We start from the raw sequence: 18,589 nt of genomic DNA, 5'->3' as shown, positions 1-18,589 counted from the left end.
ATGGCTCCCTTCCTGGCTGCGCAGGACAGCCTCATGGCCTACGCCGTGCTGCAGGACCGCGCCTATGTCCCGCTGAAGTGGCACCGCTACCTGTGCGAGCGCCTGGAAGCGGCAGTGGCGCGCGGGCACGGGCGAATCATGGTGTTCGCGCCGCCGCAGCACGGCAAGAGCCGTATGGTGTCGACCGAGTTCCCGAGCTGGGTGCTGGGCAAGCATCCCGACTGGCCGATCATCTCGGCGAGTTACGGCACGGACCTAGCCGACCGCAACGGGCAATCGGTGCGCGACCGCATCAGCAGCTCGGTGCACGCGGCGGTGTTCCCGAAGTCGCGACTACTGCCCGGCAGCACAGCCAAGACCGATTTCCAGACCACCGACGGCGGCCAGTACCTTGGCACCACGGTGCGCGGCGGCGGCACGGGCTTCCCGTCCAAGGTGTTCGTGATCGACGACCCGTTCAAGAACCGCGAGGACGCCGACAGCAAGCGCGTGCGGGAATCGGTGAAGGACTGGTACCGGTCGGTGGTCTACACGCGCCTGGCCGAGCACAGCATCTTGGTGCTCATGCACACCCGGTGGCACGCCGACGACCTGGCCGGCTGGCTGATGGATGAGCACCGCGACGAAGGCTGGGAAATCATCGAGCTGTCGGCGCTGGCCCGCGAGGATGACCCGCTCGGCCGTGAGGTCGACGAGCCGCTGGCACCGGAGCGCTTCTCGCATGAGGCCCTGCAGAAGAAGCGCCGCGTTCTCGGCAGCCGCGAATGGAGCGCCCTGTACCAGCAGCGCCCTGTGCCAGGGGAGGGCGGCTTCTTCCAGTACGGCGACCTCAAGAAATACAACCGCCAGATCATGCAGCCGAAGACGATCACCGCGATGGCGCGGGCGCTGATCGTCGACCCGGCCGCCACGAAGGGCAAGCGCTCCGACTACACGGCGATGCTGGTGGTGGGCCTGCACACCGACGACAACTATTACGTGCTGGACGGCATTCGCGAGCGGCTGAGCCAGTCGGAGCGCTGGAAGGCGCTGCTGGGCCTCGTGCGCAAGTACAAGCCGCGAGCGGTGCTCTACAAGATCCGGCGCTTCGAGAGCGACGAGGAATACATCGCCGAGAAGCAGGAAGCCGAGCAGTTCCGTTTCGACGTGACCTACATCAACGAAGTGGGCCCGAAGGAAACGCGCATCGAGTCGCTGCTCGCGCTGTTCGAGGCCCACCGCATCTACATCCCGCACGAGTGGCATGTGAAGCCGCAGAACGCCGATGCGCGTTCCTACAACCTGACCGAAGCGCTCACTGACGAGCACACCGACTTCCCCGCCGCTGCGCACGACGACTTGTACGACGCACTCAGCGAGATCAAGAACCCGGCGTTTCCATCCTCGCCGCTGCTCGACGAAGAGGCCGAGGAAGCCTCGGCGCTGGCGCCGCGCGTGCAGCGCTCCAAATTCGCAGCGATCTCATTCTGAACATGCGCAACGACCAACAGATCAAAGCCGACCGCCTCGCCGCCCTGGTGCTCGACCGCCTGCGTGCGGCCCGCAACTGGCGCCGCACGCAGCGCGTCCTGAACAAGAGCATCGACGAATGGCTCGACGTGACCGAGCGAGCCCTGAACAAGGTTCACGAGGCCGAGGAGCTGGAGAGCTTTCCGGGCATGAAGAGCTACTTCGGCCTGTCGATGCTCAAGTGCAACGCCACCACCTCACACCTGAAGACCACCTACGCGAACGCGATCGATGCGCCGTTCGTCATGCGGCCGAGCGCCGAGCCCGAGCTGTCGAAGGACTCGCAGCAGCAGGTGACATCACGCCTGCGCGCCATGCTGCTGAGCAAGCTGCAGGACTCGGCGTTGAACCCGGCCGACTTGATGGGGCGCGACGGCCTCAAGAAGCCGGTGCTCAACTGGCTGGAGAAGCAACGCGACGGCATGCGCAGCACGATCCTCGAAGAAGAGCGCGCGGTGGCGAAGCAGGCCGCGGCGTACCACCACGCCTTCATGCGCAAGCAGTTCATCGACGGCGGCTGGGTGCGCGCGAGCGCGGGCCTGTTCGCCGACCTGATCGCGAAGCCCTACACGGTGCTGTGCGGCGGCGAGCTGCTGCCGCGGTGGGACTACCGCTGGGAGGGCAACCGGCCCACGCGCAAGATGGTGCTGGCCCCGACCTACCGCCATGTGCTGGCTGCCAACGCCTACATCGGCTCGGACGCAACCAGCGCGCAGGACGGCAGTGGCTTCTGCGAGGTGGTCGAGCGCTCACGCGACGAGCTGGTCGAACTCGGCAAGCTGAAGGACAAGGGCGGCCAGCCGCTGTACTTTGGCGAGCAGATCGACTTGGTGCTCGAAGCGCACGAGGCGCAGTCTCTCGACTGGCTGGGCTTCGGCGAGCTCACCGGCGACATCATCAGCAAGGACAGCCCGTGGAGCAGCAACCCGGGCCACAAGATTCGGTGCGTGGTGCACCAGGGGCTGGTCAGCGGTGATGAGCTGGCCGAGTACGGGCACCCCGGCCACGGCGACGCCAGCGACTTCCACGAGGTGACGCTCGAGGTGTGCGGCAACACCACCATCCGCGTGCAACTGCGCGACGGCCTGCGCACCTACTTCAGCGCTTGCTACAAGCAGTACGGCGACAGCTACGCCGGCCCGAGCGTGGCGATGATGCTCCACGATCGGCAGCTCGAGTGCAACCGCCTGCTGTTCTCGAAGAATCGCAACGCGTGGCACGCCAGCGGGCCGAACATCATCATGAACGGCCACTACTTCCAGCACCCGGAAGACGTGCGCATGGAGCCGTTCAGCGTGGCCTGGGCGAACCCCAAGAACACCACGGGGCAGAACTGGGGCGTGCAGCAGGTCAACGTGCAGTCGCTGTTTGGCCAGCTGCACGAGGAGATCCGCCGCACGATGGTGCTGGCCGACGAAGAGAGCGGCATTCCTTCGCTGTTCTCCGGCATGTCGCGCGGCGGCGTCTCGCGCACCACGCTGGGTGGTGCGGTGCTCGAGCAGACCAACGGCGAGCGCGGCATGAACGACGCGATGATCAATCTCGACAAGGGAATCATCGAGCCGCTGGTCCAGGCGCAGCACTTCCAGAACCTCAAGCGCGAGACGAAGCGCAAGTTCATCCGCGGCGACATTGAGATCGAAGGCCGCGGCATCTCCGCTCTGCGCGAGAAGGAACTGCAGCAGCGCCTCATGGCGCAGGCCATGCCCTTGCTCATGCAGACGTCGCAGGCCGGCGTCACGCCCACGCCGATGCTGCAGGCCGCGCTCAAAGAGTATTTCGACAACACCGGCATCGACACCAGCGCGATGCCAGGCCAGCAGGCCCAGCAGGAAATCAACTCGTTCGGCCTCAACCCGGCGCAGTCGCAGGACGGGCGCTCATTCACCCCGCAACCGAACACGCTTGGAGTCGGCTCATGAATCTCGATGGAACACAGCTCGCCGTCGGCGACCGGGTCTATCACCGGCAGTCGGGCCAGTACGGCACGGTCGCCTCAATCGCTACCAACGGTGCGATGGCTCGCTTTCCGACCATCGGCGCCGTGTATTTCGATGGGGGCGGCCATGTCGGCGGCTCTCGTCAGATCGGCTGGCATGCACCGCTCGAGGTGTGGCCGGCCAAAACCGCCAGCACCGCGGCGCGCGCCAACCTGGCCGCGCTGGTGAGTGCGGCAATCACTTTGATGGAGAACGCAAGATGAGCAACTGCAAAGCAAGCGGGCCGGCGCTGATCCCCGGCACGGTCGACACCTACGTGTGCCTGCAAAACGGACCCGGCATTCGTCAGGCGATCAAGCGCACCACGCTGGACGCCAACGGTGTGCGCACGCTGGTCTATCTCGAAGAAGACGGCACCACGGCCATCGTCAACGCCGTGGAGACGGCATGCCCACCACTGGTGCTGGTGGCGAACCCGCAGGCCGACATTCGTGTCGCCAGCTTCGGCCGTGTCGGCGACAACCTGGTGCTGACTCAGACCGACGGTACGTCCTGGACCTTGCCGGGCACTTTCGCCGACGTCAACGTCACGAGCGCCGATGTGGTGGTCAACGCGGACGGCAGCGCGACCGTCACGCTGACCGAGGACGAGGGCGGGCCTGCCGTTTCTTTCACCCTGCCGGCCAGCGCGTCGTCCGTGGCGCAGCCCACGACCCCACCGGCCAACGCTATTGCTGACGACGGCGGCGTGCCGACGCGGTTTTACAACAGCAACGCAATCGCCCTCGGTGACCCCGCGGGCTGGCTGCTGCTCGACGTCGCCGGCATCGGCTCAGTGAAGGTGCCGTACTACACCGATCGCGGGTCGGCGCCAGGTGCTGGCGGGAACCAGTGACACGGGGCGCCTGAACCATGAGCAACACTGATATCAAGCTCGACGCCGACCGGCGGCGCCACATCGTGCGTCCCGAAGGGGAACCCTTGCCGGGCCTGCAAGTCGCGTACGGCCAAGTCGTCGTGACCGGCATCTCGGCGCAGCCGTACAAGGTCAGCTTCGAGCCGCCCTTCGCAGACGCTCCCTTTGTGTCCTACGCGGACCGAGGCGGCCGGCTCGTGGACGTGACCATCCGAAATCTCACCGCAGCGGGCTTCGACCTCTACGCAGGTGGCAGTTGGACTTTGATGCCACCGGCCGGTGACGCATCGGACGCCTACGTCCTCATTGACTGGAAGGCGGAGGAACGTGCCCCCGGTGCCGGTGCGGGCGCGGTTACCCCGCCTGCCGGCGGCTGACCCTAAGGCATGCCAATGAGCCACATCGCATCCATTGAACTGGAAGAAACATGAGCAGCACCGACATCAGCCTCGATACCGAATCACGTCGCCACGTCCCCGGGCCGACCAGAACCGCAGCCGCACTCACCGAAGAAGACGTGCTTGTCATCTCAGGGACCAAGGAGTTCTTCGTCAACCCGACCAGCACTGTCGTCGGTGAGTTGATGTTCGTGTCCAACGGCTTTGTGCGCACGACTTCGGAAGTGATTCCTCCGGGAAGTCACGGGATAACTCTTCCTGAGACTCTCGAGTCCGCGGAAACCAATTGGACGCTGCTGCAGTTCAACGTCACGTGCGCGCTCACCGATGGAAACATCCCCGTGCCCGCGTACACCGCGAACCGGTACTCCGCACTGTTGGGCACGACGCCCGGCAGCCAGTACGGAGTCACCATCAACGCGATCTACAAGGCGGCGTAGCAGGTCGCCTTCGTCTCGCGAAACCGTGACCGGCCCCGACGCAATAGGGCGTGGAGGCCGGCACGGCGCGAATCACCAACCATCACGCCGGCAAGCCGGCACAAGGAACTCCCCATGAACCCGAAGAACCAAGGCCCGCAGGCCGCCAAGCAATCCCCCGAATTCGCCGCTTTCATGCGCAAGGTGCTCGAACCCGTCACGGCCTCGTGCGGCGGAAAGGGCTGCTACATCGAGTGGCTGCTGCTCCCGCAGAGCAAGGCCGACAACAGCACGGTGCTGGTCGCGGCCTGATGTGCTGGCGCCAGCACCAGTACCGAGCCATCCTCGAATCCATGGAGCATCACCCCAGCGCCGGTACCGCGGCGAACCCCAAGAGCGGCCCGGGCGCGCTGCAGCGCCTGGCCGCGTGGCTGCATGCCCGAGTGGAGCCGCTGTGCACGCTACGCGAGATCGCGGCTGACGCGCGTGTGTTCTCACCGGTGGATGGCACCGACATGGGCACCACCCGCGAGGTGCTGGCGCGCTACTACGTGGCGGCCGGCCTGGCGCCTGACGCCGCGGTCAAGTTGGCGGCATCGCTGCCGTGGGAACAGCGCGAGTACCTGAAGGCCAATCCCATCGTGGTGTCCGAGCACGTGCTCGAGCTGACGCGCGGCGAGAAGAAGTGGACCAACCACATCGGCATCGCAGCGTGGAAGGTCTTCAGCTACGGCACCGAGTGCGGCTGCTGCTGGGGCTACCGCGTGCTGGCCGTGGCCATTGCGTGGTTTGGCATCGGCATCGTCGTAGCGCGCACTGTGGCGGCTTGACACGCTCGGGGCGAATATCCACAATCCGCGTGCGGGGCGAACTACGCCCCTTTTTTGACAAGCCCGCCTCTGTGCGGGCTTTTTCGTTTCTGGAGCCACCATGAATTCATCCCATCCGCGGGCGATCCGGTCGCCCTCCAACAGTGCACCGGTCGGACGCGCCACGAGCCTGACCAGTTCGAAGCTGGCGATTCAACGCGTCAACGTCGGAAAGACCAAGAGCCTGACGAGCCCGCAGATCAAGCCCACGAAGAGCAACGGCTGATGCGGCACATCGAGGCGCTGTGGCAACTGGCCGCGAGCGAGCTGCCGGTCGTGCCGCTCGCACTCGAGGCCCGCAAGCGTGTCGTTCGCGACCCGCGACCGTTCGAGGAATACCTCTACGCGCGCTGGCAGACGCACGTGCGCGCCGCTACCGCCGCACCGGACGACGCGGCCAAGCTCAAGCTGCTTGAACGCGCCGCCGAGGTGCAAATCATCATGCGCGAACTGCTCGACGAATCGCTGCAGCCGCCAAGTAACGGGACCGCGAACGAAGGCTGACGCCGACACCGCGACCCACCACACACCAAAGCCGCACGGGGTAACTCGTGCGGCTTTTCTTTTGGCCTAAACCCGCTTGGGCATGGCCGCATTGGGCGACCCCGAAAGGGCTTGCCAACGAGGTGTTGAATGACCAATGGAATCGATGACAAGGCGCGCGCCATGCTGCCGCGCCACATGCGGGAGAAGCTGGAAGCTGCCGAACTGGACGCGACGGGCGGAGAGTCGAACTTGCCCGAAGTGGACCCGAACGCTGACAACCACGACGTTCCCGCCGACGACGTCACCGATGTCCCGAAGGAAAGCGGCAACACCGATGACGTCGCAGCGTGGCGGGGTCGGTTCGAACAGGCCAGCACCAAGCTCAAGGAGCTGGAGCCGGTCGTGCAGAACCACTCGTTCGTGCAGGGCAAGCTGCTGGAAGCGCAGGACCGCCTCAAGGTGGTCGAAGCGGAACTGGCAGCGGCGAAGCCCGCAGCGGAGGAGCTGGCCAGCATCAAGGCCAAGGCCGAAGAAACCACGCTGGGATGGACCGACGAGAAGCGCGCTCGCATGACCGAGCTACTCGGCGAAGAAGCGGCCAAGGAGATCGAGCAGGAACTGATCGACACGAAGCGGCTGGTGCGCAAGGCACCGGTGGATGTCGTGACGAAGAAGGATCTGCAGGATCGTGACGCGCAGGAGCGGCAATCGAAGTTCTTTTCTTCGGTGCCCGAGAAGTTCATCGACTACAGCCGGGACGCCGATTCGGAGTTCATGCAGTGGGCGAAGGGCACGCGCGACGGCCGCCGCACGGTGCACGAAGAGATCGCCGCGATTGTTCGCGACCGCGATCTCTCCGCCGTCGACTACATCGCCGAGAAGGTCGATCAGTTCGAGAAATCCAAGGAACCCGCGCAACCGGGCACTGTGACCAAGCCGCAAGGCGGATCGCGGCAGGGCGTGAAGCTCACCGTGGCCCAGGTCGAAGCCAAGTCGCGGGAGATCGCCCGAAAAGACCCACGCAAGGCGCGTGAGTTCTTGATAGCAAACAGGAGTTGAGACCATGTCGAATCTGACCAATCACGCACTCGGCCACCACGGTGACGTGCTGCCGAAGCTGCACCCGACCTACGCCACCCAGACCTACCTGGACATGCAGTGCATGTCCAAGGCCATGGACATCTTCGATATCAACCCGAGCATCCTCGATGGCGGGAAGATCACGCACACCAGCCGCGTGCTCTACGACCGCTTCGGCGAGATGTGCGAGTCCGATGCCGATGAAGGTATCAATGGCCAGGTGACCTACCTGGAACAGAAGATGCGCACCGACTTCGTCGAGGCGTGCCAGCCCCTGGCCTTCCAGATGAAGTTCAACCGCACGCAGGCCATCCGCCTGGGCGAGCGCTGGGCCGGCGTCGAGAGCGCCACCGAGAACGGCGTCGCGAAGTGGATGAACCGCCGCATCACGAACTTCGCTTACATCAAGCTGGCCGGCTCGGCGCACCCGCGCAACATCGTGCTGAACCCGGCTGCCGCCGACGGCGTGTTCGTCGTGCCCACCACGCGCGAGCCCGGTGCCGGCCAGCACGCGATGAGCGAAGTGGTGAAGCTGCTGGCGAACGCCATCGCCAACCAGGGCGTTTCGTGCGACCCGCGCGACATGCAGGTGCTCGTCAACCAGGAGGGCTACAGCGCCCTGGGCACCGGCCAGGAGAAGCTGAACATCTGCTGCGGCGAAGAAAACACGATGGTGACCGGCAAGGTGCTGCACAGCTCCGGCTACAGCATCGTGCGCGACATCTACACGCCGATGGCCGGCCAGTCGGCCGCGGGCCAGATCGACTACGTGATCGCGATGCCCAACAAGGAAGGCTGGCTGCCCGTCGACATCGACTACATCGAGTGGGACAAGCACCTGCGCGACTTCTACCTGATCGGCGATGGCGCCTTCGGCTTCAAGGTTCCCGACCCGCGCGTCGTGGCCGTGGCCAAGGTCCGCTACGTCTAACACCCACCACGAGACAGAGAGGAATTCAATCATGACGACCTACAACCTCGGCATCGGCGGCGCGGCCGATTCGGCGCTGGAATGCGGCCCGAGCGCTGCGCGCTGCTACGGCCTGGACATCGGCCACCACATGCACCCGCCGGGCGCGCTGTTCGACTACAACGTGTGCCAGCTGCTGAACCGCCTGATGCAGCGCTACGGCAAGACCGCCCAGGATCTCGCGGTCGGCGACGTGATCTACATCCCGCTGCCCACCTACAGCGTGCTGGAGTCGCTGCGCGTGCACGTCGACTCGAAGACGAACGGCTTTTCGTTCGACGTGAGCGATTCGTTCGATCGCGATCTGCTCGGCCACCATGTGCGCACCACCTACACCCAGGCGGCCCCGCCTGCTGCGGCCTGCACGCAGGCGGTGACGGTGGTCGGCATCGATTCGCCGCAAGGGCTCGGCGCGGACACGCGCGATCGCTGGGACTTCACCCGTGACATCGAGCCGCTGTTCTACGACGTGCCGGGTGGTCTGCATCTGACCATCACCGCCTTGCCGACGGTGGGAACCATTGAAGACTTCGCCATCCGGCTCTTCATCGGCATCCGCCGCGATGGCATCTGCCACGGCGACCGGGTGTGCGAGACGCAGACGCAGGACGGCGCTCCCGCCCTCGGCGGCGACGCGAACTGATCGCACGGGCCGGGCTCTTCACGGGGCCCGGCCCTTCATTCATCAAAGGAATCCCCATGAGTCAAGAACCCGTCTCCATCACCGAAGAAACTGTCAAGCGCGCCACGGTGCGCAGCGAGTACAACGGCCTGGAATTCGCGCCGCGCCCGAACGCAATCGGTCGCGACGCCACCACGCCGATGCTGATGCGCACCGAGGCCGGCGAGATGTTCAAGGTGGTCAAGGGCGGCGGCAGCGGCCGCACCAGCGTGGCCGGCTTCGACGCACCGTTCATCCCGTCGCGTCTTCAGGGGCGCCGGCCCGCGGAAGACGCCGCGCCGAAGGCGAGCACCAAAGCCAAGCCGGGCCGCAAGCCTGGCCCGCGCACGTCCACGACCGCCACCCCCGATAGCGAAATCGCAGTCGTCGAATGAACCTGGCTGACGCCATCCGCCGCGTGCGCGCTGAGCTCTCGGACACGAGAGCCAAGCGCTGGATCGACGAGCTCTTCGTGGAGTGGTTCAACGACGCGCTCGCCGAGATCTTCCAGCTGCGGCCTGAGCTGTTCCAGAAGACAGTGCTGATGCAGCTGCAACCCGGCGAGCTGCAGCAGCCCTGCAACTGCGACAAGATCTACGACGTCGAGGCGTTCACCGACGCCTGCGGCAACGTGCTGTCGAAGCCGAACAAGGAAGACGACCAGGCCGGCGCCTTTTTCGGCGCCTTCAAGTGCGTGTCCAACGCACCGGGCGACCTGCCCAAGACCTTTTCCGTGGACGGGATGATCCCGTGCCGCTTCACCGTCACGCCACCCGTGGCGCCGGACCAGCAGGTCTACGCGCGCGTGGTGGTGGCCATCCAGCCCACGCCGCTGTGCGTGGACGATCTCGAGGAGCCGCTGTGCCTGGACGCCGGCCGGTTCCCTGTCTTGCTGCACTACGTCAAGGCGATGGCCTATGCCACCGAGCAGGAGAGCGCCAGCAGCAAGGCGTGGTTTGACACCTACATCGGGCTGTTCTTCCGGCTCCTGGGCGTGCACAAGTCGGTCGACCGCGACTACTACAAGGAGGCACGCACCAATGCCCTACGACAACTCCAAGCCAGCCAGCAGTCCAGCTGACACGAGCTGGAATCCGCTTTGCCAGCCGCCCGCGCCGCCGTGCGCGCCGGCCTGCCAGATTTGCCGCCCCAACACCGGCCGCGACGTCGAGACGATTCCCTGGGAGGAACTCGCTGCGTTCGTGACGTCGGGCGTGAGCTACCGCAATAGCGCGGGCGACCGCATGGCTGCGCCGCATGGCGCCATCCTGCAGGCGCTGCGCGAGGCGGCCGTCGAGTTCGCGAGCGACACGCGCGTGCTTCGGCGGGTCTACCGCACGGTGGCGCAGAAGGGCGTGCGCGATTACTACGTGGGCACGCTACCCGACGAGCGCGTGGGCCTGGTCAACCGCTTGTGCGTCAGCGGGCGTTGCATCGACCCGAGCGAACTGGGCTGCTGCAGCACTGGCGACTGCTGCGCCGGCGGCGGCTTCGTCTTCGAGATTCCCGACAAGCTGGTGCTCGACTGCGCGCCCACGTGCGACGAGGAATGCATGGGCATCGAGATCACCTACCACGCGGTGCCGACCGAGGAGGCCTGCGTCTTCGATCGAGAGCTGAAGGCGCGGTACCGGCAGGCGATGCAGTACGGCGCGCTGGCGCGGCTGCTGACGCTGCCCGGTTGGGAATGGACGCGGCCCGACTACGGCGTGAACTTCGACCGCAAGTTCCAGATGGAAATCGCCGCGGCCAAGATCGACGCGGCCAACAGTTTTGCGTCTGGCCGCCGGTCGGCCATTGCGCAACGGAGCTTCTGATGGAAACCACACCGACCACCCCCGCGTGCCCGCCGGGCACCGAGGCGCCCTGCATGGGCTGCCACGAGACGCTGCGATGCATGCCGGAGAAGAACGACACCTGCAAGCGCTGCGCCTTTCCCGAGCCCGCGAAGCCTGTCCGGCGGGACGTGGAGCGCGTGATTGTTCAATCGCCGCCGGATTGCGCCTGACATGCCGGGTCTTCGCATCACCAAGTTCGGCGGCATGGCGCCGATCAACAGCGACCACAGCCTGCCCAAGCACATGGCGGTGGTCGCTGAGAACGTCGACCTGTCGCGGCACACGCTGCGGCCCTGGCGCGCGTCTGCCAAGGTGGCCGAAGGGGCAGGGCGCGCGCTGTGGCGGGAAGAATGCTGCACGCTGACGTTCGACGACTGCCAGGCCAGCGTGGCCTATGCGGCGATCAACTGCGGCCGCGTGTTCGCCACCGACACCGGCCACGGCTATCCCATGACGGCGAAGGTCGCCGACGCTTGCGCGGGCACGTGGTGCCGGCTGGGCTTCCCCTGCGACATTCCCGCACCGGTGGCCGCGGCGCCCGCGCCGGCGGCGTTCGCCGACAACATCCACCGGCGGCAGCTGCGCAGCTATGTCTACCGCCTGCGCAACGCCTTCGGCGAGATGAGCCAGCCGAGCCCGGCCAGTATCGAGGTGGAGGTCGACTCCACCGCCGTCGTCACCGTCACAGGCATCCCCGCAGCGTTCCCCGGCTGGTGCGTCGAGGCGGTGCTGATCTATCGCAGCGAACAGGAACTGACCTATGGCGCGGACAAGCAAGACATCGACGGCAGCTTTTTCTTCATTGGTGAGGTTCCTCTCGGCACCACGGACTTCAGCGACGACCCCGCCGCGGTGCAGCCCGAGGACGAGCTCGACGGCGAAGAGTTCGACGAGCCGCCCGCGAACCTGCGATTCGTTCGCTACTGGGGTGACGCGCAGCTTTCAGGGCTGGCTGGCGACGCTCTGGTTTTCTCGCTGAAGCACCACTATCACGCCTGGCCATCGCGTCTGGCCGTGACGTTTCACAGCACGCCGCGCGCGTGGGTGGTGGGGAAGTCGACGGGCTACGTGCTCACGGATGGCAGCCCCGCCATCGTGGCGTTGAAGGGCGATTGCGAGGGCGGGAACTGCCACCAGGTGCGCGAGCTGGACGACAAGCATCCCATCGTGAGCATCCGCAGTGCGGTCACCTACAACGATCACGCCATCTACGCCACCAAGGACGGCTTGCTGATGATCTCGCCGGCCGGGCAGTGCCAACTGCTCACCGACGACTACTTCGCGCGCGACCAGTGGCAGGCGCTCGAGCCCTGGACGATGGTGGGCGTGGTGCACGACGGGCACTACTTCGGCTTCTGCCGTGGCCAGGCCATCCGGCTGCGCATTCCCGACAACGTGTACGAGAAGCCGGCAGACATCGGGCTCACGACGTTGACTCTACGGCCGAGCGCGGTGTACCGCTCCGACTCCGACGAGCTGTACCTGCTTCTGGCGGACGGTGTCCACCAGTGGAATGCGGGGACCACCTTCATGACGCTGCGCTGGCGCGGCGCTCTACTGGACATGCCGGCGATCACCGCGTTTGCGGCTTACAAGGTCATGCACACGAATGGCGATGTGACCGTGCGGCACTGGTGCGACGACGAGCTGGTCGACATCGAGGTCGTCGACTCCAACTTGCCGCAGCGCCTGCCGCTGGTGTCCGGCCTGGACTGGCAGGCGGAGATCGAGACGAGGGGCGAGGTGCGCGAGTTCCACATCGCCAGCAGCGTGCGCGATCTGGCGCAGGGGGCGGGGTAAGGCGGAGGTAAGGCGGAGGTAAGCGGCACGCCGAAAAGAAATTCAGTACCGAGTGGCGATACTTTGAATGTCAAATCAAAGGTCAAGCGCTTTTATGTACTGCATGGCCTTGTCTAGGAGATACTTTTTCATATGCGATGCAGCTAGCGTATTCTGCCCACCCTCTAACTCGCCGGGAATTCCCTTATCCGTCGACCGCCATGTCGGCTCGATACAGATGTAGTCCAAAGCTTCGATATGAAGACACACATCAGGCTTCAGCTCACAGTTAGGCAGGGACTTTTTTTCACTCGCAACAGCGACTTTGGGCGCATCTTCTTTAAGGCAATCGGCTAGCAAAAGACCAATTGCCTTATTCAATGATTTATCCCCTTTGGACGCGGTGGCTTGTACTCGGCGATATTCATTCGAGGTGTCTTCAACATCGCGGCTGGCTCCAGCGAACGGTGTCTCGTTGATGCCGAGTTCTACTTCAATCTCTTTGTACAGCTTGCTGTTGCGCATAGCCGTTTTGGCATCTTCCGCTCTGGCGGCAGGCTGATTGAGCCTTGCTTTGATAGTTGGATCGCCATACGCGCGGATGGCAGCGAGGGATACATTCGGTGGCAGCTCGAACAGGCGCAAATCAATCGCCCTAAGAAGGTGCGCCATCGCTGATCGTCTTGCTTTCCAATCCGCAACATAAAGTGGCGCCTTGTCATCGGGTTGGTCGATAAATTCAGCTACCAACTCGATGTCTACTCTGTTTCGCGAGCCTTGTGTAAGTGACAAGACAGTGGAGCGAATTGCAGATGGAATATCACCTGGCAGCACGATCCAAAGGCGAGCACGGACCTTCGTCTTGAGAACCGACCAAGTTTTTTCTCTCTGCTCTTCAGCGTAGATGTCCACTGCGTTGAAGAAATCTGCAATAGTTTCAACGCCGGCTAACAACGTAGTCGCTACCTCTGGTGTGACGCCAAAGGTCTCTAGACCATCGCCCGTCAAATTTCGAGTTGTCGTGTCTGCCACCGAGTAGAAGCGATCTTTTGGCAGTCCGGTAAAATTGAAAAATCCCCTGGAGCGCGTATCAGTCATAGAATCACGCCCCGTCGCCCAAGCTTCAGCTGCGATTTTCTGTGCCGAGGGCTCTCGAGTAACTGGCCAAAGAACGAGTGCGGCACCCTTTGGGTCACGAAAGACTTCGAGCAGTTCTGCGAAGCTCTCACTGAGACTTTGCATATCTTGCTGTGATGGGTTGTCCCGGCGCTCAATCAGAACGACTCGAGCGCTTGCATCTCCCGGAACGTACATGTCATGAATGAACGTAGGAAGTTCGCTCAGGGGCTTATCTTTCGGGAACGAGGTAACTCGAATTTGCTGAAACTGTTTGGGTAGTGTTTTGAGAAATGTTGTCTTTCCACTGCCGGAAAGACCGTAGAACACCTCAAAAAGTCCTCCGCCACCTGTCTTCACGCGCTGCAAAAGGTAGTCAATGCGATCTGCTGCGCTGTCCACTCGCTCAACAAAAAGACCCGCATCAAGCCCAGCTGCCTGGGCTCTTTGCTCCAGAAACTCCCAACGCTTAGGCAATTCGAGTTTTGCAAGTGTGTTCATCAAGGTTCTCGGTATTTTTTGAACTATTCACGCAGGTTAGGTGCGAAGCATACTGCCGAAGGCGGGGCGAGTTGGCTTCCTTGTCGAGGGTCATTTCGGGGGTAGCAGCAGTCTGCTTCGGGCCTCCGAGCGGTCGTTGGGTATTCCGGGTACTCGACTAGTCACCCGCTGAACGCCGACTTTGCCGCAGCATCATCGCGCTTTCACCACCTTGACCCCAGTTGTCGGGATCGATCTCATCGATCAGGACCGTCACGTCTTCTGGCCGCTTGCCGAGCACGTCGTGCAACAGCTTTGTGGCGCCAGCGATTAGCGCGGCTTTCTGCTCCTTCGAGGCCGCCGGTTTACGACGCGCGAGGCGGATGGTGACTATGGGCATGTGGATGCTCTTCCTTGAATCGATCGCTGGGCGATTGTGCTCGAACTGCCGATGAGAGCAGTAGTGCACGTCCTTGCATGCGACAGATGCGCTATCTAGAATGTCGGGGTAGGGGCGACCTGCGTCCGGCGACCGATGCGAGCCCGCTTTGTGCGGGCTTTTTCACGTCTGTACTTGGAATTTCAAGGAGCCTCTTCGCCGCCCCGGCTTCGCTCGATGCTGCTCTCTAAGATGTCGGCGGCGCGCATTGGGCGCCTCCGATAAAGCAGGGAGAACAGATGAAACGAGCCCTTGCGGTTCTGGCGGCCGCTGTTGCATGGTCGTCGCCTGCCGCTGCAGACTGCCTCGACGATCCGGTCAATCAGATCATCTACAGCAGCATGCGGCCCTGGATTGGAGATACCAACAAGAAGCTGCCCCATTGGCTTGATTCTGAAACCACCGTTGACAAGCTGGCCGTGATTTTCGAAGGTGCTAATTGCACGCCGGTGTTGGCATGGTCGTTCACCGTGCACTCGAATCTGTCGACCTCTCAGGCGCAGGATGTACGTCGCGGTTCAGAACGATGGAACTGTCAGAGCCTCGCTTCGATGAAGCGAGGACAAGATGAGAATTTTGCGATTCGCTCTGTTTACTATGCAAAAGACGGTCAATTTGTCACGTCGTCATACGTGAACAAACGCCTGTGTTCGTCTAAGTAGACCCGAATCCAATTCGTTGGGCCCGCTTCGGCGGGCTTTTTTATGCCCCGAGCATTCGTGCTGCGGGGCTTTTTGCTTTTGGAGTACCGATGACCATCAAGCTCGAACGCCCGACCACTGCCGAATGGCACGTGGAGTTCGGCAACTTCATTTCGGAAGTTCTGCACCGCCCGGTCGACGCCGGATTGCTGGTGCCGCTCGCCGGCAGTGGGCTCGCGCACGCGTTCGTCAAACGCGCTGACGGCAAGCCCGTCGCAGCCCAGGTGTGGCTGACCGTGCCTCATCCGATGGCGGAGGGCGAGTACGTCTGCTACCTGCTCTGTTCGGTGGGCGAGCACCAGGCGGAAATCGATGCGTACCGACAAGCGGTGTTCGACACGTTCGTGCGCGGCTGGCGGGAGGTCGTTGATGAAAGAGTCTGACGCCAAACAGAAATGGTGCCCCTTCGCCATCGGGCAGGGCCAGACCGTGCAGGGGATGCTGCTTGGTGCCACGAATGGCTTCACCGTGGCCGTGGCATCGATCAACCGGCAGCAGGGCGGCCAGGCGCACTCGGATTGCAAGTGTCTCGGCAATGACTGCATGAGCTGGGTCTACACGTCGACCGAGAAGGAAGACGGCTTCTGTTCGATGATGGACGACAACGCCCAGGAGTGATTCATGGCATCAATTCCTACGGGCGGAACGAACACTGACAGCGGCGATTGCCTCAAGCTGGATGATCTTGTCAAGAAGGATGTCAAGGCCGCGCATGCGCAGGTCTGGTACGCCTGCCGCTACCTGGAAGCGGTCAAAAACCAGACCCTGATGCAGAGCATCGTCGCCGGCATCCAGTCGGCGGCGCAGCTCTACTTCGCCGACAAGCAGCACGACATCGCCAAGCAGGCGCAGGACCGGCTCGACCTGATCGCGGCCGAGCAAATGCGCAACAGCACGAATCTGCGCACGCAGTACGAATACATCATGGCGTGCGAGCGCCAGATGGCAGACGACGCGTGCGATCAGACCGTGGCCGCACCGGACTACGACGCCATCAAGGCCCGAGTGACCGCCCCAATTCGTGCGCAGTTCAGCCGCCTGCGGCAGAAGCTGGCCAGGTGCTACCCGGTGAACTGCGCAGCGATGGCGTGCGGCGAAGAGCGGCGCATCGGCATCGAGGAGGCGAAGCAGATTACCCGTGCGGTCGAAGCCGCTTACCGCCGTGAGGAGGCTCTGCACGAGGCACGGAAGGCGCAGGCCAAGGCCGAGCGGCTGCAGGCGCTGCAAGCCATGCGTGGGCATGCACAGGGCGCGTCTGCCGCGCTGCAGGGGGCCGCGGCCGCTGTGCAGGCCAGCGCGGGCATCAATCCGTACCAGGGCTGGGTTCAAGCGGTGAACGGCATCGCTGGACGGGTCAGCGGTTTGCTCAGCGCTGACGCGGCGGCTGGCGCATTCGCTGGCGGGATGCTGCGCACCGGCTACCAAGCGCCTTCGGTGACCGACAACGGCGTGTACAGCTACAGCAGCGGGGCGTCGGTGGCTCAGGCGTTTCCTGTCTCGCAAGGCAGTGTGGCGGCGACGGACCTCGCACCCATGAGCGCATTCGGCGGCGGCACGGATTTCGGCACGCCGCAACAGGCGGGATTCCAGCAGTGGGGCGAAACCGGCCTCGACGGCATGGGCGCCGGCGTGAACAACCCGGGCAGCAGCTCGCCGTGGACCAGTCCCGGCTATTGAAAGGCACAGCATGGCAACACAAAGCAGTTGGGATTTGAACGCCGGCTGGGACGAAGGGTTCAAACAGACCTCCAAACCCTTCGAAGAGAGCAACAAGCTCTTCCAGGACTACCAGAAGATCCTCGACAACGCCTACAAGCTCGACGAGACGGCGAACACGCAAGACGCCAAGGTCGATGCGGTGAACGCCGTGAACGAGGCGAAGCAGCAGCAGGCCGAGTTCGAGGGCGACAACGTCAGTGCGCGTCGCGAGGGAATCGAGGCTCTGGCCAACACCCCCGAGTTCGTCGACGAGGACGACGGCGCGGGCGGCTCGCGGCAGCGCCGGCTCACCCCGTGGGAGCGCTACGACCTGGCGGTCGAACAGAATCCCGACATCACGCCGTGGGCGCGGGAAAAGCTGCGTCTCAGCGGCAACCAGAAAGCGCTCGAGGAGCTGAAGCGCACATCGTCGGCTGACCCCGTGGCTGCCATCCAGTTCGGCGTCGACCGCGGACTGCTGCGCGCCGGGTATGAAGCCCTGCCGGCCAACAGCAAGAACGCCTCGGGCGAAGAGCAGTTCGTGCTCAAGACGCCCAGCGGGTCGCAGGTCACGCTTTCGCGATCTGCGCTGATGGCCCAGGTGCACGACATGACGCGCGGGTCGAACGAATCGTTGCGCCAACGTCAGCGGGAGCTGTCTGCCGAGGCGCAGGTCCGAGCGCAGGCGCAGCGGCTGCAGGCCCAGCGCGATGCGGCGCGGATGAACATGGTGGGGAGCATCGCGCGAACGGTGATCACCGCCGGCGCGCGCGGCGCGCCAGCTCGCGCGACCGCCGGGGCTGCTGGCGGTGGCGGCGGGGTGCCTATCGATCCTTTCACCGGCGCCGGGTTCGCGGCATCGGGGCCGGCGGCCGTGGCGCCCAGCGCAGCAGCGCAGAGCCCTGCCGCACCTGCAGCTACTCCGGCCGCGCCCGGCGCCGCGGCAGCACGACCAGCGGCAGCCGCTGCGGCCGCGCCGCCCTCGGCACCGGCGCCAGCTGCGCCTGATCCGGTGCAGGCCGAGATCGACCGCATCGACGCGCTCTGGCGTTCGGCCCAGTCTGACGGCATCGACGACCGAGAGATGCAGGCCGCCTATCTCAACCGCCGCAACCAGCTGCTGCTTCAGCAGCGCGGCGCCGCGGACAGCACCCTCCAAGCCGAGCGCACTCGAGTGCAACAGGCCTGGGACGCTCGCGAGCAGGCGCGCGTGGCGGCGGGCCAGCGTGAAGAACAGCAGCGCGTGCAGCGCCGCGAACAGGCAATGAGGGCATTCAGTGGCAACTAAAC

General features: G+C 64.3%; 25 protein-coding genes. 23 read left to right on the top strand and 2 right to left on the bottom strand.

The window, feature by feature from the left end; genetic code table 11:
- The 18 genes from terL (at position 1) to AC07OH_RS09370 (ending at position 12,886) form a co-directional block, all read left to right on the top strand.
- On the top strand, positions 1–1,470 hold the full coding sequence (terL, locus tag AC07OH_RS09455) for a phage terminase large subunit (RefSeq protein WP_495300411.1): 1,470 nt from the start codon (positions 1–3) through the stop codon (positions 1,468–1,470).
- Between the two features lie 2 nt (positions 1,471–1,472).
- Positions 1,473–3,431, top strand: coding sequence for a hypothetical protein (locus AC07OH_RS09450; protein ID WP_495300410.1), 1,959 nt, complete (start codon positions 1,473–1,475; stop codon positions 3,429–3,431).
- On the top strand, positions 3,428–3,712 hold the full coding sequence (locus AC07OH_RS09445) for a hypothetical protein (protein ID WP_307693073.1): 285 nt from the start codon (positions 3,428–3,430) through the stop codon (positions 3,710–3,712). The genes AC07OH_RS09450 and AC07OH_RS09445 overlap by 4 nt, the downstream gene beginning before the upstream one ends.
- Positions 3,709–4,344 (top strand): hypothetical protein, encoded by a 636-nt coding sequence (locus tag AC07OH_RS09440; RefSeq protein WP_495300409.1) that lies wholly within the window; start codon positions 3,709–3,711, stop codon positions 4,342–4,344. The genes AC07OH_RS09445 and AC07OH_RS09440 overlap by 4 nt, the downstream gene beginning before the upstream one ends.
- Before the next feature lie 17 nt (positions 4,345–4,361).
- Entirely contained in the window at positions 4,362–4,742 is a 381-nt protein-coding gene (locus AC07OH_RS09435) for a hypothetical protein (RefSeq protein ID WP_495300408.1), read from the top strand.
- Between the two features lie 50 nt (positions 4,743–4,792).
- Positions 4,793–5,203, top strand: coding sequence for a hypothetical protein (locus AC07OH_RS09430; RefSeq protein WP_495300407.1), 411 nt, complete (start codon positions 4,793–4,795; stop codon positions 5,201–5,203).
- Between the two features lie 114 nt (positions 5,204–5,317).
- Positions 5,318–5,494, top strand: coding sequence for a hypothetical protein (locus AC07OH_RS09425; protein ID WP_495300406.1), 177 nt, complete (start codon positions 5,318–5,320; stop codon positions 5,492–5,494).
- 41 nt (positions 5,495–5,535) lie between these two features.
- Positions 5,536–6,012: a hypothetical protein gene (locus tag AC07OH_RS09420; RefSeq protein WP_495300405.1), complete on the top strand. Its 477-nt coding sequence runs from the start codon at positions 5,536–5,538 to the stop codon at positions 6,010–6,012.
- Between the two features lie 100 nt (positions 6,013–6,112).
- Positions 6,113–6,277, top strand: a complete 165-nt coding sequence (locus tag AC07OH_RS09415) for a hypothetical protein (protein ID WP_495300404.1) — start codon at positions 6,113–6,115, stop codon at positions 6,275–6,277.
- Positions 6,277–6,555, top strand: a complete 279-nt coding sequence (locus AC07OH_RS09410; protein ID WP_495300403.1) for a hypothetical protein — start codon at positions 6,277–6,279, stop codon at positions 6,553–6,555. The genes AC07OH_RS09415 and AC07OH_RS09410 overlap by 1 nt, the downstream gene beginning before the upstream one ends.
- Positions 6,556–6,684: 129 nt before the next feature.
- Positions 6,685–7,596 (top strand): hypothetical protein, encoded by a 912-nt coding sequence (locus tag AC07OH_RS09405; RefSeq protein WP_495300402.1) that lies wholly within the window; start codon positions 6,685–6,687, stop codon positions 7,594–7,596.
- A gap of 4 nt (positions 7,597–7,600) precedes the next feature.
- On the top strand, positions 7,601–8,548 hold the full coding sequence (locus tag AC07OH_RS09400) for a hypothetical protein (protein ID WP_495300401.1): 948 nt from the start codon (positions 7,601–7,603) through the stop codon (positions 8,546–8,548).
- Between the two features lie 31 nt (positions 8,549–8,579).
- The gene (locus tag AC07OH_RS09395) at positions 8,580–9,230 is read left to right on the top strand and encodes a hypothetical protein (protein WP_495300400.1); all 651 of its coding nucleotides are present in this window, start codon (positions 8,580–8,582) and stop codon (positions 9,228–9,230) included.
- 56 nt (positions 9,231–9,286) lie between these two features.
- A complete protein-coding gene (locus AC07OH_RS09390; protein ID WP_307693071.1) occupies positions 9,287–9,643 on the top strand; it encodes a hypothetical protein in 357 nt (118 codons plus the stop codon).
- Complete coding sequence (locus AC07OH_RS09385) at positions 9,640–10,329, top strand: phage adaptor protein (protein WP_495300399.1); 690 nt, start codon at positions 9,640–9,642, stop codon at positions 10,327–10,329. The genes AC07OH_RS09390 and AC07OH_RS09385 overlap by 4 nt, the downstream gene beginning before the upstream one ends.
- Positions 10,289–11,065, top strand: coding sequence for a hypothetical protein (locus AC07OH_RS09380; protein ID WP_495300398.1), 777 nt, complete (start codon positions 10,289–10,291; stop codon positions 11,063–11,065). Before AC07OH_RS09385 ends, AC07OH_RS09380 begins: the two co-directional genes overlap by 41 nt.
- On the top strand, positions 11,065–11,256 hold the full coding sequence (locus AC07OH_RS09375; RefSeq protein WP_495300397.1) for a hypothetical protein: 192 nt from the start codon (positions 11,065–11,067) through the stop codon (positions 11,254–11,256). The genes AC07OH_RS09380 and AC07OH_RS09375 overlap by 1 nt, the downstream gene beginning before the upstream one ends.
- Entirely contained in the window at positions 11,228–12,886 is a 1,659-nt protein-coding gene (locus AC07OH_RS09370) for a hypothetical protein (protein ID WP_495300396.1), read from the top strand. The genes AC07OH_RS09375 and AC07OH_RS09370 overlap by 29 nt, the downstream gene beginning before the upstream one ends.
- A 75-nt stretch (positions 12,887–12,961) precedes the next feature.
- Here the strand turns inward: AC07OH_RS09370 and AC07OH_RS09365 are convergent, their stop codons facing one another.
- Both AC07OH_RS09365 and AC07OH_RS09360 read right to left on the bottom strand, forming a co-directional pair.
- On the bottom strand, positions 12,962–14,482 hold the full coding sequence (locus tag AC07OH_RS09365; RefSeq protein WP_495300395.1) for a hypothetical protein: 1,521 nt from the start codon (positions 14,480–14,482) through the stop codon (positions 12,962–12,964).
- A gap of 157 nt (positions 14,483–14,639) precedes the next feature.
- A complete protein-coding gene (locus AC07OH_RS09360; RefSeq protein ID WP_495300394.1) occupies positions 14,640–14,861 on the bottom strand; it encodes a tautomerase family protein in 222 nt (73 codons plus the stop codon).
- A 278-nt stretch (positions 14,862–15,139) separates the two neighbouring features.
- Between AC07OH_RS09360 and AC07OH_RS09355 the strand changes: the two genes are divergently transcribed.
- The 5 genes from AC07OH_RS09355 (at position 15,140) to AC07OH_RS09335 (ending at position 18,587) form a co-directional block, all read left to right on the top strand.
- Entirely contained in the window at positions 15,140–15,562 is a 423-nt protein-coding gene (locus AC07OH_RS09355) for a hypothetical protein (protein ID WP_495300393.1), read from the top strand.
- Positions 15,563–15,651: 89 nt separating this feature from the next.
- Positions 15,652–15,984: a hypothetical protein gene (locus AC07OH_RS09350; protein ID WP_495300392.1), complete on the top strand. Its 333-nt coding sequence runs from the start codon at positions 15,652–15,654 to the stop codon at positions 15,982–15,984.
- Positions 15,971–16,219, top strand: coding sequence for a hypothetical protein (locus AC07OH_RS09345; protein ID WP_495300391.1), 249 nt, complete (start codon positions 15,971–15,973; stop codon positions 16,217–16,219). Before AC07OH_RS09350 ends, AC07OH_RS09345 begins: the two co-directional genes overlap by 14 nt.
- 3 nt (positions 16,220–16,222) lie before the next feature.
- Positions 16,223–17,278 (top strand): hypothetical protein, encoded by a 1,056-nt coding sequence (locus AC07OH_RS09340; RefSeq protein ID WP_495300390.1) that lies wholly within the window; start codon positions 16,223–16,225, stop codon positions 17,276–17,278.
- 10 nt (positions 17,279–17,288) lie between these two features.
- The gene (locus AC07OH_RS09335) at positions 17,289–18,587 is read left to right on the top strand and encodes a hypothetical protein (protein ID WP_495300389.1); all 1,299 of its coding nucleotides are present in this window, start codon (positions 17,289–17,291) and stop codon (positions 18,585–18,587) included.
- The last annotated feature ends 2 nt before the right edge of the window (positions 18,588–18,589 follow it).

It is taken from the genome of Variovorax sp. GW821-FHT10C12, from assembly GCF_059415405.1.
This window is presented reverse-complemented; position numbering and strand designations above follow the sequence as displayed.

Coding starts and splice junctions, on each gene's coding strand:
- AC07OH_RS09380 (WP_495300398.1), top strand. CDS start 10,289: ATGCCCTACGACAACTCCAAGCCAGCCAGCAGTCCAGCTGACACGAGC.
- AC07OH_RS09405 (WP_495300402.1), top strand. CDS start 6,685: ATGACCAATGGAATCGATGACAAGGCGCGCGCCATGCTGCCGCGCCAC.
- AC07OH_RS09360 (WP_495300394.1), bottom strand. CDS start 14,861: ATGCCCATAGTCACCATCCGCCTCGCGCGTCGTAAACCGGCGGCCTCG.
- AC07OH_RS09340 (WP_495300390.1), top strand. CDS start 16,223: ATGGCATCAATTCCTACGGGCGGAACGAACACTGACAGCGGCGATTGC.
- AC07OH_RS09425 (WP_495300406.1), top strand. CDS start 5,318: ATGAACCCGAAGAACCAAGGCCCGCAGGCCGCCAAGCAATCCCCCGAA.
- AC07OH_RS09365 (WP_495300395.1), bottom strand. CDS start 14,482: ATGAACACACTTGCAAAACTCGAATTGCCTAAGCGTTGGGAGTTTCTG.
- AC07OH_RS09390 (WP_307693071.1), top strand. CDS start 9,287: ATGAGTCAAGAACCCGTCTCCATCACCGAAGAAACTGTCAAGCGCGCC.
- AC07OH_RS09345 (WP_495300391.1), top strand. CDS start 15,971: ATGAAAGAGTCTGACGCCAAACAGAAATGGTGCCCCTTCGCCATCGGG.
- AC07OH_RS09450 (WP_495300410.1), top strand. CDS start 1,473: ATGCGCAACGACCAACAGATCAAAGCCGACCGCCTCGCCGCCCTGGTG.
- AC07OH_RS09445 (WP_307693073.1), top strand. CDS start 3,428: ATGAATCTCGATGGAACACAGCTCGCCGTCGGCGACCGGGTCTATCAC.
- AC07OH_RS09375 (WP_495300397.1), top strand. CDS start 11,065: ATGGAAACCACACCGACCACCCCCGCGTGCCCGCCGGGCACCGAGGCG.
- AC07OH_RS09420 (WP_495300405.1), top strand. CDS start 5,536: ATGGAGCATCACCCCAGCGCCGGTACCGCGGCGAACCCCAAGAGCGGC.
- AC07OH_RS09395 (WP_495300400.1), top strand. CDS start 8,580: ATGACGACCTACAACCTCGGCATCGGCGGCGCGGCCGATTCGGCGCTG.
- AC07OH_RS09400 (WP_495300401.1), top strand. CDS start 7,601: ATGTCGAATCTGACCAATCACGCACTCGGCCACCACGGTGACGTGCTG.
- AC07OH_RS09385 (WP_495300399.1), top strand. CDS start 9,640: ATGAACCTGGCTGACGCCATCCGCCGCGTGCGCGCTGAGCTCTCGGAC.
- AC07OH_RS09440 (WP_495300409.1), top strand. CDS start 3,709: ATGAGCAACTGCAAAGCAAGCGGGCCGGCGCTGATCCCCGGCACGGTC.
- AC07OH_RS09335 (WP_495300389.1), top strand. CDS start 17,289: ATGGCAACACAAAGCAGTTGGGATTTGAACGCCGGCTGGGACGAAGGG.
- AC07OH_RS09430 (WP_495300407.1), top strand. CDS start 4,793: ATGAGCAGCACCGACATCAGCCTCGATACCGAATCACGTCGCCACGTC.
- terL (WP_495300411.1), top strand. CDS start 1: ATGGCTCCCTTCCTGGCTGCGCAGGACAGCCTCATGGCCTACGCCGTG.
- AC07OH_RS09410 (WP_495300403.1), top strand. CDS start 6,277: ATGCGGCACATCGAGGCGCTGTGGCAACTGGCCGCGAGCGAGCTGCCG.
- AC07OH_RS09350 (WP_495300392.1), top strand. CDS start 15,652: ATGACCATCAAGCTCGAACGCCCGACCACTGCCGAATGGCACGTGGAG.
- AC07OH_RS09415 (WP_495300404.1), top strand. CDS start 6,113: ATGAATTCATCCCATCCGCGGGCGATCCGGTCGCCCTCCAACAGTGCA.
- AC07OH_RS09355 (WP_495300393.1), top strand. CDS start 15,140: ATGAAACGAGCCCTTGCGGTTCTGGCGGCCGCTGTTGCATGGTCGTCG.
- AC07OH_RS09435 (WP_495300408.1), top strand. CDS start 4,362: ATGAGCAACACTGATATCAAGCTCGACGCCGACCGGCGGCGCCACATC.